The sequence below is a fragment of the Mycobacterium timonense genome (assembly GCF_025821985.1).
GTDB lineage: Bacteria > Actinomycetota > Actinomycetes > Mycobacteriales > Mycobacteriaceae > Mycobacterium > Mycobacterium avium.
Window position 1 is genome coordinate 1 of sequence record NZ_JACKSY010000099.1, and the last position, 17,008, is coordinate 17,008.

13 protein-coding genes and 1 pseudogene are annotated in these 17,008 nt (G+C 64.8%); 10 read left to right on the top strand and 4 right to left on the bottom strand.

Annotated features, from left to right (window positions below):
• Nucleotides 1-425 precede the first annotated feature (425 nt).
• Nucleotides 426-593, top strand: coding sequence for a hypothetical protein (locus H7I87_RS21945; protein ID WP_167380306.1), 168 nt, complete (start codon nucleotides 426-428; stop codon nucleotides 591-593).
• 20 nt (nucleotides 594-613) lie between these two features.
• On the opposite strand, the pseudogene H7I87_RS21950 reads toward H7I87_RS21945, so the two are convergent.
• Both H7I87_RS21950 and H7I87_RS21955 read right to left on the bottom strand, forming a co-directional pair.
• Nucleotides 614-1,675, bottom strand: a pseudogene (locus H7I87_RS21950) (cytochrome P450).
• Between the two features lie 109 nt (nucleotides 1,676-1,784).
• Nucleotides 1,785-3,185 carry an ABC1 kinase family protein gene (locus tag H7I87_RS21955; RefSeq protein WP_231113826.1) on the bottom strand — a complete coding sequence of 467 codons (1,401 nt, stop codon included), beginning with the start codon at nucleotides 3,183-3,185 and terminating at the stop codon, nucleotides 1,785-1,787.
• 72 nt (nucleotides 3,186-3,257) lie between these two features.
• On the opposite strand from H7I87_RS21955, the gene H7I87_RS21960 reads away from it, so the two are divergent.
• Nucleotides 3,258-3,875, top strand: a complete 618-nt coding sequence (locus H7I87_RS21960; protein WP_063967062.1) for a TetR/AcrR family transcriptional regulator — start codon at nucleotides 3,258-3,260, stop codon at nucleotides 3,873-3,875.
• Between the two features lie 227 nt (nucleotides 3,876-4,102).
• Here the strand turns inward: H7I87_RS21960 and H7I87_RS21965 are convergent, their stop codons facing one another.
• Both H7I87_RS21965 and H7I87_RS21970 read right to left on the bottom strand, forming a co-directional pair.
• Entirely contained in the window at nucleotides 4,103-5,299 is a 1,197-nt protein-coding gene (locus H7I87_RS21965; protein ID WP_063967072.1) for a LuxR C-terminal-related transcriptional regulator, read from the bottom strand.
• Complete coding sequence (locus H7I87_RS21970; protein WP_231113828.1) at nucleotides 5,296-6,240, bottom strand: LuxR C-terminal-related transcriptional regulator; 945 nt, start codon at nucleotides 6,238-6,240, stop codon at nucleotides 5,296-5,298. The genes H7I87_RS21965 and H7I87_RS21970 overlap by 4 nt, the downstream gene beginning before the upstream one ends.
• A 381-nt stretch (nucleotides 6,241-6,621) precedes the next feature.
• On the opposite strand from H7I87_RS21970, the gene H7I87_RS21975 reads away from it, so the two are divergent.
• The 8 genes from H7I87_RS21975 to H7I87_RS22010 all read left to right on the top strand — a co-directional run bounded on the left by H7I87_RS21975 (nucleotide 6,622) and on the right by H7I87_RS22010 (nucleotide 16,736).
• Complete coding sequence (locus tag H7I87_RS21975; RefSeq protein WP_063967063.1) at nucleotides 6,622-7,488, top strand: NAD(P)H-dependent flavin oxidoreductase; 867 nt, start codon at nucleotides 6,622-6,624, stop codon at nucleotides 7,486-7,488.
• 152 nt (nucleotides 7,489-7,640) lie between these two features.
• Nucleotides 7,641-9,239, top strand: coding sequence for an acyl-CoA carboxylase subunit beta (locus H7I87_RS21980; protein WP_063967064.1), 1,599 nt, complete (start codon nucleotides 7,641-7,643; stop codon nucleotides 9,237-9,239).
• Nucleotides 9,236-11,233, top strand: a complete 1,998-nt coding sequence (locus tag H7I87_RS21985; RefSeq protein ID WP_063967065.1) for an acetyl/propionyl/methylcrotonyl-CoA carboxylase subunit alpha — start codon at nucleotides 9,236-9,238, stop codon at nucleotides 11,231-11,233. Before H7I87_RS21980 ends, H7I87_RS21985 begins: the two co-directional genes overlap by 4 nt.
• Nucleotides 11,230-11,988 carry an enoyl-CoA hydratase/isomerase family protein gene (locus tag H7I87_RS21990; protein WP_063967066.1) on the top strand — a complete coding sequence of 253 codons (759 nt, stop codon included), beginning with the start codon at nucleotides 11,230-11,232 and terminating at the stop codon, nucleotides 11,986-11,988. Before H7I87_RS21985 ends, H7I87_RS21990 begins: the two co-directional genes overlap by 4 nt.
• Before the next feature lie 3 nt (nucleotides 11,989-11,991).
• A complete protein-coding gene (locus H7I87_RS21995; protein ID WP_063967067.1) occupies nucleotides 11,992-12,780 on the top strand; it encodes a TIGR03084 family metal-binding protein in 789 nt (262 codons plus the stop codon).
• A complete protein-coding gene (locus H7I87_RS22000) occupies nucleotides 12,777-14,537 on the top strand; it encodes an acyclic terpene utilization AtuA family protein (protein WP_063967068.1) in 1,761 nt (586 codons plus the stop codon). The genes H7I87_RS21995 and H7I87_RS22000 overlap by 4 nt, the downstream gene beginning before the upstream one ends.
• Nucleotides 14,537-15,673, top strand: a complete 1,137-nt coding sequence (locus H7I87_RS22005) for an acyl-CoA dehydrogenase family protein (protein ID WP_063967069.1) — start codon at nucleotides 14,537-14,539, stop codon at nucleotides 15,671-15,673. The genes H7I87_RS22000 and H7I87_RS22005 overlap by 1 nt, the downstream gene beginning before the upstream one ends.
• 31 nt (nucleotides 15,674-15,704) lie before the next feature.
• Nucleotides 15,705-16,736 (top strand): LLM class F420-dependent oxidoreductase, encoded by a 1,032-nt coding sequence (locus H7I87_RS22010; protein WP_063967070.1) that lies wholly within the window; start codon nucleotides 15,705-15,707, stop codon nucleotides 16,734-16,736.
• Nucleotides 16,737-17,008: the final 272 nt, after the last annotated feature.

Consider the following 17,008-nt stretch of genomic DNA (forward strand, 5'->3'; position numbering starts at 1 on the left):
GTGGGACTCCTCGAGGATTCTGTGGAAGGTTGACTCGAAGGATCACGCGGTGGCCGCTTTACGTCCATCACCGACACGATGACGAACCCAGCAACCGCGCTACACCACTATGCGGGACTCAACTTTCTGCCCTCCCACCCGAGCAACCAGCTACGCCTCGCGTGACCGGAATTTCCTTGAGCGCGAGCCCGGGACTTCAGTCCAGGGTTAGCCGATCTCCGTTGTCGTCGCGCGCAGCCTGGCGTCAACTGGTGCTGTGCGGCATGGATAGAACCGTCGCCTTCGGACGATCAGAGTGGTTGTTGCCGAGATGCAGCGAAGATTGGCATGACACGCCCTCAGTGTTAGTCCCGAAATGCCGTTCATTGCAATGCCGTCCAGATAGGACATCGCGAACCAGCAGGGCCGATCTGGCGGGTTGTCCCATGGGCGCGGTGACGCCGACGATCGTCAAGCAGGTAGTGCAGCACCGTGGTGCCCGCGTCGAGACGAGCGTCGGTGATGGTCACTTCCAGCTCGACAGTTCGCAGGATCGCGTCAGCGTCAACAGCAGCAGACAAGGTTGGGTCGGCCTGGTGGTTCCCGGTTTGTAGGGCTGTCTGTCAACAAACTGTTAGGTGGTGAAGCGGCAGGGGAGCGCCTGGGGTCCGCGGATGGCTGGGTTGTCTCGCCATGTTGGGTTGCCGCACAGTGTGGGTCGGCGAGCTAAGACGTGTTGGAGCGCTGTGGTGGTTTCGAGTCGGGCTAGTGCTGCTCCCAGGCAGTAGTGCGCGCCGTGGCCGAAGGCAAGAGGTGCTGGCCCGGGCCGGTCCGTTTGGAGTTGATCGGGTGAATTGAAGATGGCTGGGTCGCGGTTGGCGGCGGCGAGCACGACGAGGGCAGGTTCGCCGGCGTGGATGGTGACGTCGCCGAAGACGTGGTCGTGTGTGGCCGTGCGTACCACGGCTTGCGCGGTGCCGTCGAGGCGCAGCAGCTCGGTGATCAACCGATCGTCGATGGCGTCGATGGTGTCGATTGGTCGGATGCCGTGATGCGCCGGGGTTAGAAGGCGAATCATTGCTGCGCCCAGGAAGTTTGCGGTGGTTTCGTGGCCGGCGATCGCGATGATGATGGCGGTGGTGACGACGTCGTCGAGTTCAAGATCGGGGTCTCCGGACATATAGCTGAGCAGGTCATCGCCAGGGTGGCGGCGTCGATCGGCGGCCAAGGGGAGAAACTCGGTGAGCAGCGTAGCCAGCGCGACAGTGCCGTTTTCGATGGCGATGGTGTCACGTGAGTCGGTAAGCATTTGGGTGATGGCCGGGGACTCCTCGCGAAGCAGTCGGGCGGCGTCGATGTCGAGTCCCATCCAGGCTGCGGCGACCGCAATCGGCAGGGGCAGGGCGATGTCGGTCATGAAGTCGAACTCGACTCCGGCTCGAATGGAGTCGATTGTGTCTGCGGCAATCGTGGCGATGCCCTCGCGCAGGCCCCCGGACAAACGAGCGGGTGAAGACGTCTCGCACTGAGCCCCGCAGCCGCAGATGATCAGCGCCGTCGGTCAATAAGATGTTGCGGCGCAGGATATTGGATCCGCCGCCCGCAAAGTGGCTGGGATGTTGGGGTTGGCCAGCGGGCTGCTTGTCCAACCGGACCCGGCCAAGATCCGCCGTGCGGGACGGTAGCCCAGGATCAGCCAGGCTGCGGCCGTGTCGTTCCAGACCACCTCGCCCTCGCGGCGGCGTTCTTCGTAGAACGAGTAGGGGTCCGCAACATCCCACGGCAGCCGTGGGATGGACTCAATGTCAGGGGTGGTCATGGTGGTCCAGGGCCCCGGAAAGACCGCGCTCGCGCACCCAGGCGTGGTGCAGCTTGCCTAGCTCGGTGATGGGTTCGGCGACACCGTCCAGGTCGTCCAAGATGGCACGCGCGTGCAGCGTTGCCCCGAAGCCGGCGGCCACACTGGTCCAGGCGAGCTGGACCCGGCCGAGGAAGAGGAACTCTGGGGGCAAGGTTAGCTGGGGCTCCGAGCGAACATCGGGCATTCCGCTGATCCACCACGCCCCGGCGTCGCGTGTGAAGGTGACCGGTTGAGGCAGGTGAGGCGCGCGCGCCATGTTTATCGCCCGTCGCTGTAGTTCGTCGGCGCTCAGTGGTGAGTCCGCGGTGAGGAAGCCGGCTTGCACCATCAGGTCGCGGTGGTCGTCTTTGCGGCCGTCGATCAAGGCGCGTGTCGCCGCCACCCACGGCCAACGCTGCTTTTCGGGGAAGTGTTGGATGCAGCCGAAGTCCAGGAAGCCGACGCTGCCATCGGCGTTGAAGCGGTAGTTGCCGGGATGGGCGTCGGCGTGTATGAGGTTGGCGTGGCGGTAGTTGCCGTTGATGAACCGTCCGATCACTTCGGCCCAGGTGTTTTTCAGATCCTGATCGGCCTGTTGTGCCGCTGCGTAGTCCATCCCGTCGAGGTATGTCATCGTCAGCACGCGGTCGGTGGATGCTTCGGGGATGACCTGGGGGATGCGGATGAACGGGTGGCCGCGGTAGAGCTCGCTGAATTGGGTGATCATGGCGGCTTCGTGGTGGTAGTCGATTTCCTCGCCGATGCGCGCTGCGGCCTCGCGTGCGAGGGCACGGATGTCGAGCTTCATTCCCGCCGCCGCCACTGCGAACCGCAGAAACGTGGCGAGGAGTTCGGTGTTGGCCAGATCGTCGCGGATGGCTCGGGCGACACCGGGATATTGGATTTTGACGACCACTTCGCGACGGTCGCGTAATACCGCGCGGTGCACCTGTCCGACTGATGCCGCGGCCATCGGCTCATCGCAGAACTCGGCGAAATACCGCACCGCGGAACCCAGCTCCTCATCCAGCACCTGGCGAACGAGCAGCGGGTGCATAGGTGGCGCCTGAGCCTGCAGCCGGGCCAAGGCCTTTTGGTAGGGGTAAAACCCGCCGGTGCCCAGCGCGCGGGCGTCCATCATCGACAAGATCTGGCCCGCTTTCATCAGAACGCCCTTGGAGTGGCCCAGCAATTCGGCGTAGCGCTCGGCGGTGCGCTCGTGGAATCGCTCCACGGCGCCATCGTCACCGGTGCGCTCTCGCAACCCCGCGACCAACCGGCCTCCCGTCGCGCGGGCGGCGAATCCGGCTAGCGGCATGGTGCGCCGGATGCGCCCTCGCGGCACCGGTTTGTCGCGCTGTGTCATCGAGACCTCCCGCCCTAGCCAACATATGCAGTAGGCTCTTGCTAAATGTAAGTGATCACTTTGGAGAGGTCAATGACGACACCGGTATCGACGCGGGAACGGCTGGTCAGCGAAGCGATGCGGCTATTCAGCGCCAAGGGGTTCGAGGCCACCAGCGTCTCCCAGATCGAAGCCGCGGCGGGCCTGGCCGCAGGCTCTGGTGCCTTGTATCGCCATTTCAAGTCCAAAGACGCTTTGCTCAACGCTGGGATTGACCGACAACTCGATCGCCGCCACGCCATGCGCGATATCCGTGCACTATTTGCCGGACTCGGCGACCTGCACGCAGAGCTGACCGCGCTGGGCCGCTACCTGCTCAGCGTCATCGACGAAGAGGCCCAACTGCTCCAGATCGCCGCCCGCACACCGGCAGGCCGCTCGGCCCGACTCGACACCGCCTACGCCGCGCTCATCGACGGACTCAACGTCGAACTTGCCGACTGGATCACCGCCTGGGCGCCCCACCTCGCACCAGGCCAATGCAAAGTGCTAGCCGCACTGGGCATTAACGGCATCCTCGGCACGCGCGTCGCGACGAACCTCTTCCATCAGCCCGAGGCGAGGAGCATCCCGGACGACCAGTACATCAGTGAGTGGACCGCGGTCCTCACCGCCCGCATTCAATCGCTCCAGCGAGATGACGCGACTTGACCTGGTACTTGCCCGGCAGCGTCGCCTCCGCTAGACGCGGTCACGGAGCAACATCCGGCACTATCATGCTTCGTGAAATCGCAGCTCCGGCGCCTGCCCACTCCTGCTGCGGAGCAACACAAAAGGATCGACAGCTTCGACCATCACGACGGCCCAAATCTAATTAAACTAGGGAGAGCAGTTCGCTAATCTTCGCTGCATCTCAACGGTTGTCAGGCGATGGGAACTCAGCGTTCGCTGAGCGCCCAGGCGATGGCTTGAGCCCGGTTGACCGCCCCGTACTTGCGTAGGATGTGTTTGACGTGCGATTTCACCGTACCTTCGGTGATGACGAGTCGATCGGCAATGTCCTGATTGCTGGCTCCGGTGACCATCAAGTCGAATACCTCGGCCTCACGTTCGCTAAGCTCCACCGTCGAGCGGCTAACCCGTCCCGATGAGCCGGCGACGCCCGTCGGCGCGCTGTCCGGGTGGTCGCCGAACCGCGATACGTTGACGCTGGCGTCGCAGAGGTCTTCGATGCGCTCGACGGTCCCGAAGAACAAATCACGAACGCTGTCCCGGTGGACTCGCAGCCGCTCCATCAGTACGGCCCGGTCGTAGATGTGGGTGAATCCATCGGCGAAGGCCCACAGCACATCGCGGTCTGCTTCATCGACGCGCCGGGGCAGCGGGTGGTGATCGGTATGCAGGAATCCGATGACTTCTTCATCGTGAACCAAAGGTGCCACTACATAAGACCGTGATTGTCCTGCCTGCACGATCAGCGGCCGATAAACGGGCGCGTCGGCTGTGTCGTACACCATCGACGGACGCCGCCGTGACACCATTTCGGCTTCCGGCGCGGTCGCTGACAGTGGGACGCTCTGGTTGACCCAGTCGCTGAACCATGACCGCGTCGCACTGTTGTCGTCGCGGTTGTGCAGGATCAATGGCTTCCAGGTGCGGCTCTCCAGCTTGGATATCACTGCCCGGTGAAAACCGCAGCGCGCCACCAGTTCCTCGCAGGCGCCATCCATCAGCGCTGTCGATGAGGGCACGCCTCGCAGGCGACTCAGCCCGGCTGCGCAGTCGGCCAGTCGCCGGCCGCGCATCGCCGTTTGGTAGAGGTAGAAGTCCATGGCCAGCTGCTGCAGCTGCAGGATCAGATCGCATAGTCGGCGCGCCCCGGCCACATCGTGCCCAGGGGTGTCGCGCAGGCGCTCAATACACGAATGGGTCAGGATCGAGACGGCCTCAGCCGAGCGTGCCGGCGCCGCCCATTCCAGGGTCGGCAACGGGATATCGTGGCCGACGGCGGCATTGGCTTGCCTTCGCAGCATTGCCAGCCGGTCGATCAGCTCCGTCTCGCCCGACCACCATTCGATCCGGGCTCGCCCACTCGGTGATATCCGATTGCTCTCGCCGGCAAAAGAAACACTCATCGTGGCCACCGTTCATCGATGCGGGTATCCCGCAGGTAACACGAGATAGCTGCGGCACGGTTAGCCGCCCCTAACTTGTGCAGGATGTGTTTGACATGGGACTTGATCGTGCTCTCGGCGACGGTGAGCCGGTCAGCGAGCTGGGCGTTGGTGGCGCCGCTGGCCAGTAATGCCAATACTTCTCGTTCACGGACGGTCAGACGAGCCAGCCGAGTCGATTCCCGGTGTTGCTCAGGGCGGCCACGCTCATGGCCGCCCGCCACTTGCACCCCTTGCCTCTGAGGGGGAGCGCCGAGCTGCAGCTCAGGAACGCCGCCCAGTGTTGGCAAGGAGCCGACCGCCGCCGCGCAGGCCTCGGCGAGGATGCTCCGTTGGTGCTCAGCTCGCTCGTTGAGGTCGGCGCGCTCGATGCATAGTCCTACTCCGTCGGCGAAGAGGCGCAGTAGGTCGCGGTCGAGCTCGGACAAGGTGTCGGTTTTAGTGGGGCGGTCCGCGTGCAGTAGTCCGACGACAACCGAATCGGCGACGATCGGAGCCACCACGTACTCGCGGGTGCCGGTGCGCTCAACCAGCGGCCGGTGTGTGCGGGGCTCGTCTTGAGCCTCGGTGACCAATGCCGGTAGTCGCCGGCGCACGACTTCAGCCTCGACCAGCGGCGAGACCAGAGGAATGTGTAGATCCTCGACGACGCCGTCGATCTCGAGGATCGCTCGACCTGTGTTGGTCAGGGCGAACTGCGCCAAGGGCGACCACGTCGAGCCTACGACGCGCGAGACCATTACCCGAGCGAACATTCCGGATTCGCAGAGCGCTTTTGCCGCGAGATCGAAGACGGCTTGGGCGCTCGACTGTCGCCGAAGATGGTCAAGCGCGCCGATCAGACTACTCAATACCTCGCCGAAGCTGCCGTCAGGTTGGCGCGCAACCGCGGGCGAGTTCATCCGGGCTAGTTCATTGGCCACGTCGGCGAATCCGACGTCTTCCGACGACGCTAGGTACAGATCGGCGGCGATGTTTGCACCCCCTCGAGAAGGACTCGATGCGGATCGTTGTTCACTAACACAGCACATTGTCAGTGACGTGCATCACTTTGTCAAAGATATGTGATTTCTGGCCGTTGGTCAGGGTACTTGACATCGAAATATAGCTCTGAAGCAGCATCCGACAGAAGCCATTGATGCCCTTCATATTAGTTACTGTAGATTCACTACGGACCTCCACAAGGCGGGGGTTCGATCTGCTGTTCGCCGATTAGGGGAGTACCGTTGGCGCGCCTGCCTCGCTGGTCACACCGGTTGTCGCTGCCAGTCATCGCTGCGCCGATGACAAGTGTGTCGACACCCGATCTGGTGATCGCCGCCTGCCGCAACGGGGTTGTTGGCGCCTTTCCCACCCACAACGCACCCAGCACGTCGGTGTTGCATGAGTGGCTGGTGCGCATGCGCGATGAACTCGGCCCGGCGGATGCGCCGGTGGCGCCCAACCTGGTGGTGCATCCAAGCAACAGCCGCCGCGACGCGGACTTGGCCTGCCTCGTCGGCCATCATGCCGAACTGGTCATCACCAGCGTTGGCTCTCCGGAACCAGTTATCAGACCCCTCCATGACGTCGGGGCACAGGTCTACGCCGATGTGGCCAGCCTCGCTCATGCGCAACGGGCCGTCGACTCCGGTGCTGATGGGCTGGTCCTGCTTACCGCCGGCGCGGGTGGACAAACCGGGTGGGCTAATCCGTTCGCGTTCGTGCGGGCGGTGCGCGAACGTTTCGACGGGCCTCTGGTGCTGGCGGGCGGGATCAGCGATGGCCACGCCATTGTTGCTGCCCAAGCACTCGGCGTCGACTTGGTCTACCTGGGTACGCGCTTCATCGCGACCCATGAGAGCGGTGCCGAGGACGGTTACCGGCAAGCAGTCGTCGCCTCAACCCTCGACGATGTTCGCCTTTCCGATCGTGTTGGCGGTATTCCGGCAAGCCTTCTGCGCGCCTGGCTTGACGCCGAGCAGGCCAGCGAGACCGCCGAGACTGCCGGCTTTCGCCAAGAGCAACTATTGAGCAACCGTACGGCGTGGAGCGCCGGACACAGCGTGTCGGGCGTGCACGAGATTTCCAGCGTGGCGGCCGTGATCGCGGCGCTGGCAGCCGACTATGAAACGGCGCGCACCACAATGCGGATAGTGATCGATGACTAGCGCCAGCCCATCAAGCGACGGCGGCCCTACCCCGTTCGGACTCTTCGTATCACCTGTTAGGGGTGGATATCGCGAGCCGCTGGCTCAATGACTTAGTGTTTCACCATTCACTACTAATTTCACCTTTCCCGAGCTACCCAGAAGGGACAACGATGCCCGTCCTCGCGTCGCAGATCGACACCTCGTCGGCGACGTATCTGCACAACCGTGACGTCCAGTTGGCCGCGGTCGCATCGCTCGACGAGCAACTGGCGCTGGTGGCCGCCGGCGGTGGGGAACGCTACGTTAAGCGCCACCACGACCGGGGCCGGCTGCTGGCTCGTGAGCGCATCGAGCTGCTGGTGGACCGCGACGCCCCGTTTATGGAGCTGTCTGCGCTCGCCGCGTGGGGTACCAACTTCCAGGTGGGTGCGGCCATCGTCACCGGCGTGGGCGTGGTGTGCGGTGTGGAGTGTGTGATCATCGCCCACGACCCGACCGTGCGGGGTGGCACGATGAACCCTTTCACGTTGCGAAAAAACTTGCGCGCGTTGGAGATCGCGCGGGTTAACCGACTGCCGGTGGTGTACCTGGTCGAGTCCGGTGGGGCCGACCTGCCTACTCAGTCGGAATTGTTCGTGCACGCGGGCAAGATCTTTCACGATCTGACCGAGTTGTCGGGGATGGGCATCCCGAGTGTCGCTTTGGTTTTCGGCAACTCCACTGCCGGTGGGGCCTACGTGCCGGGGATGTGCGATTACGCGGTGCTGGTGGACAAAGGGGCCAAGGTGTTCCTCGGCGGGCCACCGCTGGTGAAGATGGCTACCGGCGAGGACGCCGACGACGAAGAGCTCGGCGGCGCCGACATGCACACCCGGGTCTCCGGGCTCGGCGACTATTTCGCGGTCGACGAGGTAGATGCGATCCGCATAGGCCGGGACATCGTCGCGCACCTTAACTGGCACAAGCTGGGCCCCGGGCCCACGCAACCTGCCGACGAACCGCTCTACGATGCCGAGGAGCTGCTGGGCATCGCCTCCGGGGATCCGCGGGTGCCGTTCGACCCGCGCGACGTCATCGCCCGCATCGTCGACGGATCCCGGTTTTCTGAGTACAAACCACGCTGGGGCACCAGCCTCGCCACCGGATGGGCGTCCATCCATGGCTTCCCGGTCGGAATACTGGCCAACACCCGCGGGGTGCTGTTCAGTGAAGAGTCCAAGAAGGCAACAGAATTCATTCTGCTGGCCAATCAGACCGACACACCTCTGATCTTTCTGCAGAACGTCACCGGCTACATGGTGGGCACCCAATACGAACAGGGCGGCATCATCAAAGACGGCGCCAAGATGATCAACGCCGTCACCAACAGCACGGTTCCCCACATCACCATCAACATGGGCGGATCCTTCGGCGCCGGGAATTATGGGATGTCCGGGCGCGCCTATGACCCGCGGTTCATGTTCAGCTGGGTCAACGCCAAGCTCGCGGTGATGGGTGCCGCACAGCTGGCCGGGGTGCTGTCCATCGTCGGCAAAGCCGCCGCCAAGGCGGCCGGACGTGAATTCGATCTCGAGGCCGACGCCAAACGCACTGCCGAGATCGAAGAACAGATCGAACGCGAATCACACGCCTTCTTCGTGTCCGGGCGCATTTATGACGACGGCGTGATCGATCCTCGCGACACCCGCTCGGTGCTCGCGATGGCCCTGTCGGCAGCGCATTCCAACGTAGTAACTGGCCGCCGCGGTTTCGGCGTGTTCAGGATGTGAGGAACGTGATCACCAAACTGCTCATCGCCAACCGGGGTGAGATCGCCTCCCGGATCATCCGCACCGCCCGCGAGATGGACATCGCCACCGTCGCGGTGTATTCCGACGCCGACCGCAACGCACCGTATGTGGCCCAGGCCGACGAGTCGGTGCATCTGCCCGGCACGGCCCCGGCCGACACCTACCTGCGCGGCGATCTGATCCTGGCTGCCGCGGCTCACACGAACGCCGAGGCTATCCACCCTGGCTACGGATTTCTTTCGGAGAACGCCGATTTCGCTCGCTCCTGTATCGAGGCGGGCATCGTCTTCGTCGGGCCCAGCCCGCAGGCCATCACTGCGATGGGATCCAAGATCGCGGCCAAGGACATGATGCGCGCCGCAGGTGTACCGGTGCTGCCCGGGATCACCGTCGAGTCTGAGCGCGACGAGGATCCGGCAAGACTGCGCGCAGCCGCCCACGACATTGGCTTTCCTATTCTGGTCAAGGCCGCCTTCGGTGGTGGTGGGCGCGGAATGCGCATCGTTCACGACGACACCGAGCTTGCTGAGGCGGTACGCAGCGCTCGTCGTGAAGCGGCCTCGGCGTTCGGTGATGGGACCGTGTTCTTGGAGAAGTTCGTCGAACGCCCCCGCCATGTCGAGGTGCAGATTTTCGGTGACCGCCACGGCAGTGTCGTCCATCTGGGGGAGCGCGAGTGTTCGATTCAGCGCCGCTACCAAAAGATCATCGAGGAGGCCCCGTCCACTGCCGTCGATGAATCCCTTCGCGCAGAACTGGGCCGCGCGGCGGTGTCAGCAGGCAAGGCCTTGGGCTACGAAGGCGCCGGCACCGTGGAATTCGTCATGGCGCCCGACGGCTCATTTTATTTCCTCGAGGTCAATACCCGCCTTCAAGTCGAGCATCCGGTCACCGAGTTGGTCACCGGGATCGACCTGGTCCGCGCCCAGCTGCTCGTCGCTGTCGGTCAGCCATTGCCGCCCGAGATGCTCGACGTCACACCTCGCGGGCACGCCGTAGAGGTCAGGCTTTACGCCGAAGATGTTGCCGCCGGGTTCATCCCAGTCTCGGGCACCCTGCACACCTTGGAATTTCCCGATCTGCCCGGCGTCCGCGTCGATGCCGGGTTTGCCTCGGGGTCTGTCGTGAGCACCTTCTATGACCCGATGCTGGCCAAGGTGATCGGTTACGGCGCCGACCGCGAGGAGGCCTGCAGCAGAGTGGCCCGCGCGTTACGCGAGAGCCGTATCCACGGTGTAACGACGAACCGAGACTTGCTCGTCGGCATCCTGCGCGAACCCGAATTCCGTGCCGGCGCTATCGATACCGGCTACTTGGATCGACATGACCCCGCGGCGCTGATGGGCACGGACCGCGACGCCACCGTGCAACTGCATGCCGTCGTGGCGGCATTAGCGGCCCAGGCGGGTCGACGCGCCGAAACGGCGGTCCTGCCGGGGCTGCCGTCGGGGTGGCGCACGCTGGTCAGCCAGCCCCAAGTGGTGTCGTTCACGGTCGGCGAGGATCGCGTCGACGTCTCCTACCGCTTCGACCGCGCAGGCCTCATCGTCAGCGTCGGCGAGTGGAAACCCGACATCCATCTGATCAGTGCATCGGCGTCACTGCTCGACGCCGATATCGACGGTGTGCGGCGGCGCTACCGGATAACTCGTTGTGGACCAATGCATTACGTCGATAGCTCTGCAGGATCGGCGGCTTTGCAGGAGGTCGAACGGTTCCCCGATCCCACCGCCGCGGCCGAGGCCGGCTCGCTGCTGGCCCCGATGCCGGGGTCGGTGGTGCGCATCGAAGTGACCGAGGGCGTGACCGTCACCGCGGGCGCCCCCATCATCGTGTTGGAAGCGATGAAGATGGAGCACACCGTGCGCTCACCAGCCGACGGTGTTGTCGCCTCGATCCCGGTCGCCGCTGGCGACCAGGTCGATTCCGGACAGGTGCTCGCCGTCGTTCACGGGGACGGGGACGGGCAATGAGCGTCGGCTACGAGGTCCGCGACGGTGTTGCCTGGCTAACGATCAACCGGCCCGAGGCCCGTAACAGCCTGAACAAGGCCGTGCGCGACGGGCTCTTCGACGGCGTCCGCAGATTCAACGCCGACGACACCGCCAAAGTTCTCGTCTTGACGGGTGCCGGTGACAAAGCGTTTTGCGCAGGCGGTGATCTCAAAGAGATGTCAACCGAGCGCCTGGCGATTCCGCCGGTGGACTTCGTGCCTCAGTTCGGCCGCAACATCCGCGTCGACAAGCCGACCATCGCCGCCGTCAACGGCGCCGCGTTCGCCGGCGGATTCTTGTTGGCTCAGACCTGCGATCTGTGCGTGGCCTCCACCACGGCCAGTTTCGCGATCACCGAAGCACGTGTCGGCCGGGGAGCGCCGTGGGCGGCGCCCCTACCGCTGATGATCCCCCGGCGCATCGCCATGGAGTTGCTGCTGACCGCAGCGCCGATCACGGCTCAGCGCGCCTACGAGATTGGTTTCGTCAACCGGCTCGCCGAGCCCGCCGACCTGATACACACCGCCCAACAGTTGGCGCTGCAGATCGCCGCCAATGCTCCCTTGTCGGTCGCCGCGGGCAAACGGACGGCCCTGCTGACCGCCGAGCAACCGCTCACCGACGCTTTCGATACTGCTGAACGCCTTTGGGCGCCGGTTTATCTCAGCTCTGACGCGCAGGAGGGCATGGCCGCCTTCGCCGAGAAACGCCGTCCGACGTGGAAAGGACAGTGAGCCGTGAACCAGGAAACCTATCAGCGGCTGTTGAGCGACCTGCGCCACGAGTCGGACCGACTCACCGAGTGGTTGTCGGGATTGGCCGTTGAGCAGTGGGGTCTTGCCACCCCTGCCGTGGGCTGGGCCATCGGGGACCAGGTGACGCACTTGGCGTTTTTCGACGACGCGACGCTGTTGGCGATGCGGAGTCCCGCCGAATTCCGCGCTTTCGCCGACACTCTGATGGCCGAGGGCATGGACTTCCCCGACCGGATCGCCGAGAGCCATCGGACGCTGACGCCGCAGGCCATGTTGACCTGGTTCATCGACTCCCGGGCGGATCTCTTGGATCGCCTCTCGGCGCAGGACCCGAAAGCGCGCCTGCCGTGGTTCGGGCCCGACATGAGCACGGCGTCGTGTGCCACGGCTCGGCTAATGGAAACGTGGGCGCACGGTCGCGATGTCTACGACGCCCTCGGCGTCGAACCTCCGCCCAGCCCCGGCCTGCGCAGCATCGCCCACTTGGGTGTGTCGACGTTCGCGTTCTCGCACACCGTTCGCGGGATCACCGTCCCGGACGAACCCGTGTACGTCGAGTTACGTTCGGCCGCAGGAGAGCTGTGGAGCTGGGGTCCGTCCAGTGCTGCCAACCGTGTGCACGGTCCTGCCGAGGATTTCGCGCTCGTCGTCACCCAGCGCCGCCACTGGACCCAAACGGCGCTGGTGGTCGAAGGGCCGGTGGCAACACAGTGGCTCGATATCGCCCAGGCCTTCGCCGGTGCGCCGAGCCGCCGGGCGGTGCCGCAATGACGCGCCCGGTACGGGTCGGAAACGCCTCAGCGTTCTACGGCGACCGGCTGGCCTCGATGCGCCAGCTCGTCGAGAGCGCCGACATCGATGTCATCACCGGCGATTACCTGGCCGAACTCACCATGCTCATTTTGTGGAAGGCGCGGCAAAAGGCTCCTGACGCGGGGTATGCCCGCACCTTCCTCACCCAGTTCGAGCAGGTCGCCGCGTCGTGCGCCGACCGCGGCATCAAAGTCGTCGTCAACGCCGGTGGCCTGAATCCCGCGGGCATGGCTGAGGCGGTCCGCGCCATCATCGCCGACGTCGGCGTCGACCTCAACGTCGCCCACATCGAGGGCGACGACCTCATCCCGCACCTGGCCCGACTGCAGGCGGCCGGTGAACAGTTCACCCACCTCGACACCGGTGTGCCGCTCAGCGACGCTGCGGTGCAACCTGTTTCGGCCAACGCCTACCTCGGTGGGTGGGGCATCGCCGCAGCTCTGTCACGCGGCGCCGACGTCGTGATCACCGGACGTGTCACCGACGCCGCACTCGTCCTCGGTGTCGGTGCCTGGTGGCATGGTTGGGATCGCCGCGACTACGACGCGCTGGCAGGAGCGGTCGCCGCCGGCCACATCATCGAATGCGGCCCGCAAGCCACTGGCGGCAACTATTCCCAACTCCGTGAGATCACCGACCGCCGCTACCCGGGATCGCCCATCGTCGAGCTCGCTCGAGACGGAAGCTTCGTCATCACCAAGCCGCCCGGCAGCGGCGGTCTGGTCTCCCCGGGCACGGTCACCGCGCAACTGCTCTACGAGGTGGGGCCGCCCCCCTACGTCAACCCTGATGTCGTCGCCCATTTCGACACCTTGGAGATCCAAGCCGAAAGCACCGATCGGGTACGGGTCACCGGCACCAAAGGCAGTGCGCCGCCACCGACGTTGAAGGTCGCGATGAACTACATCGGCGGCTACCGCAACACCATGACTATGGTGCTGACCGGCCTCGATATCGAGGACAAGGCCGCATGGGCTGTCGATGAGCTGTTCGACATCCTCGGTGGGCGTGACCGTTTCGATGATGTCGACGTCCAGCTGCTGCGCTACGACAAACCGGACCCGCGGTCGATCGTCGACGCCACCGCGCACCTACGTGTGACGGTCAAACACCGTGACCGCGCCTACGTCGACCGCGCCTTCTCCAACGCCGTCATCGAGCTGGCCGTCGCCGGTTACCCCGGCTTCCACACCACAACCCCCCCGGCGTCGGCGACCGAATTCGGCGTCTACTGGCCAACCCTGGTACCGGCCGCCCTCGTCGACCACGTCGTGATCCACCACACCGGCGACCGCGAAATCATCCCGCACACCACCGATCAGACCGGACAGCCGGCTGCCGCCCCGGCGTCGCCGCCCGCTCGGCCTGTCGACTACGGGCCGACGACCCGGCGGCCTCTCGGCGACGTGGTGGCCGCACGCTCGGGCGACAAGGGCGGCAACGCCAACGTCGGCCTGTGGACCGACACCCCGGAACGGTGGGACTGGCTGCGCAGCCACCTCACGGTGGACCGGTTCCGCGCGCTGGTCACCGAATCTGCCGAACTGCCGGTGTATCGCTACGAATTCCCTAACCTCAAAGCGCTCAACTTCGTCATCGTCGGTTTCCTCGGTGAGGGTGTCGCGTCCTGCACCAAGACCGATCCGCAGGCCAAGGGCCTCGGTGAATACGTGCGCGCCCTACACACCGACATTCCCGACAAGCTGGCGCCGTAGTGGATTTCACCGAACCGGCAGAACACCGCGACCTGCGCGAGGCCGTCGGCGCCCTGACCGCCAAATACGGCCCCGAGTACTTCGCCGAACGTGCGGAGGACCACGAGCCCACCACAGAACTGTGGCAGGACTTGGCCCGTCACGGATTTATCGGTATCAACCTGCCCGAAGAGTACGGGGGCGGCGGCGCCGGCATGACCGAGCTCGCGATCGTGTGCGAGGAAACCGCCGCCCACGGTTGTCCGCTGCTGCTGCTTCTGGTGTGCAGTGCCATCTCCGGTGAATTGCTCACCCGATACGGCACCGAACAGCAACGGCGGGAATGGCTGCCGCGCATCAGCTCCGGCGAGACCAAGGTCGTCTTCGCGATCACCGAACCGGACGCGGGATCCAATTCCCACCAGATCAGCACCACAGGCACCCGGGACGGGACCGACTACCTGCTTAACGGCACCAAGTACTACATCTCCGGTGTCGACGAAGCGGGTGCTTTGATCGTCGTGGCGCGCACCGCGCCCGGCCAGCTGTCGCTGTTCCTGGTCCCCACCGACGCGGCCGGGCTGATCAAGCACCGGCTCTCGGTCGGCATCCGCGTGCCCGAGAAGCAATACACCCTGCACCTCGACAACGTCCGACTGCCGGCATCGGCGTTGATCGGCAGCGAACACGAGGGCTTCCGCCAGGTGTTCGACGGCCTGAATCCCGAACGCATCACCGGCGCCGCCGTCTGCGTCGGTATCGGACGACACACGCTGGCCAAGGCCACCGAGTACGCGCGCACCCGCACGGTGTGGGGGCCGCCGATTGGGACCTATCAAGCGATCGCGCACCCCCTGGCCGAGACCAAGATCGCCGTCGACCAAGCCGCCATCATGACCGCCAAAGCCGCGTGGCTCTACGACAACGACCGGCCCGCCGGTGAAGCCGCCAACATTGCCAAATACGCTGCAGCCGAGGCGGCGGTCAGTGCTGCCGATCGCGCGATCCAGGTTCACGGCGGCAACGGACTTTCGGCCGAATACGGGCTCGTCCCGCAATGGGGCCTAGCGCGGCTATTACGCATCGCCCCTGTGAGCCGCGAGATGATCCTCAACTACGTGGCTCAACACAGCCTCAACCTGCCGCGCTCCTATTGAGAGCGGTGGGGGACACAGGAGAGGGACGCTATTGAAACTCGGCCTTCAGCTGGGATATTGGGGGGCTCAGCCACCCCGGAACGCCTCGGAACTTGTAGCCGCCGCCGAGGATGCGGGTTTCGACGCCGTCTTCACCGCCGAAGCGTGGGGCTCGGACGCCTACACACCACTAGCCTGGTGGGGATCGCAGACCAACCGGCTGCGCCTGGGCACCTCGGTGGCGCAGCTATCGGCGCGCACCCCAACCGCCTGTGCGATGGCGGCGCTGACTCTCGATCACCTCTGCAGCGGCCGCCACATCCTCGGACTGGGTGTCTCGGGGCCACAAGTCGTCGAGGGCTGGTACGGACAACGCTTCGCAAAGCCGCTGGCCCGCACCCGCGAATACATCGACATCGTGCGCCAGGTGCTGGCCCGTCAAGCGCCCGTGACCAGCGCGGGCCCACATTACCGGCTACCGCTGACCGGTGCGGGCACCACGGGTTTGGGGGCGAACCTCAAGCCGATCACCCACCCGCTGCGCGCCGACATCCCGATCATGCTCGGCGCCGAAGGACCCAAGAACGTGGCGCTGGCCGCCGAGATCTGCGACGGTTGGCTCCCGATCTTCTACAGCCCACGACTGGCCGGCATGTACAACGAATGGCTCGACGACGGATTCGCCCGTCGCGGTGCCCGACGCGGCCGCGAGGACTTCGAAATCTGCGCCACCGCCCAGGTGGTCATCACCAACGACCGACCCGCGGCTCTTACAGCCATGAAACCGAAGTTGGCGCTTTACCTCGGCGGAATGGGTGCGGAAACTATGAACTTTCACGCCGATCTTTACCGCCGGATGGGCTACGGCAAAGTCGTCGACGCCGTTACCAACCTGTTCCGCACCGGCCGCAAGGACGACGCCGCGACGGTCATCCCCGATGAGCTGGTCGACGATGCCGCCATCGTCGGCGACGTCCATTACGTCCGCGAGCAGGTTGCCGCATGGCAGGCGGCCGGCGTGACCATGATGGTGGTCACCGGCCGCTCGCCCGAGCACATCAAAGAACTCGCGGCGCTGCTATAAGGCGCGGAATCACCGTTGTATTCGTCAGTTTCTTGACAGGTTCTTGCCGTGCCCAGCCGTGGTTGTACCCCACCGACGGCATCACTCGTCAGGCTTCACGTTCAAGCCCGACCGCGACACCGTCGACATCCGCGGCTACCAGATTTTCAGGTCACGTCCCGTGGAGTGGTGTAAGAGCGGTCGCGTGTCCGCGTGTGGCTCTGTGGTAGCCACTATGCCGTGAGAGCGGCTGTGGGGGCAATGGTTTCGGCACTTTGGTCACTGACGTCGAG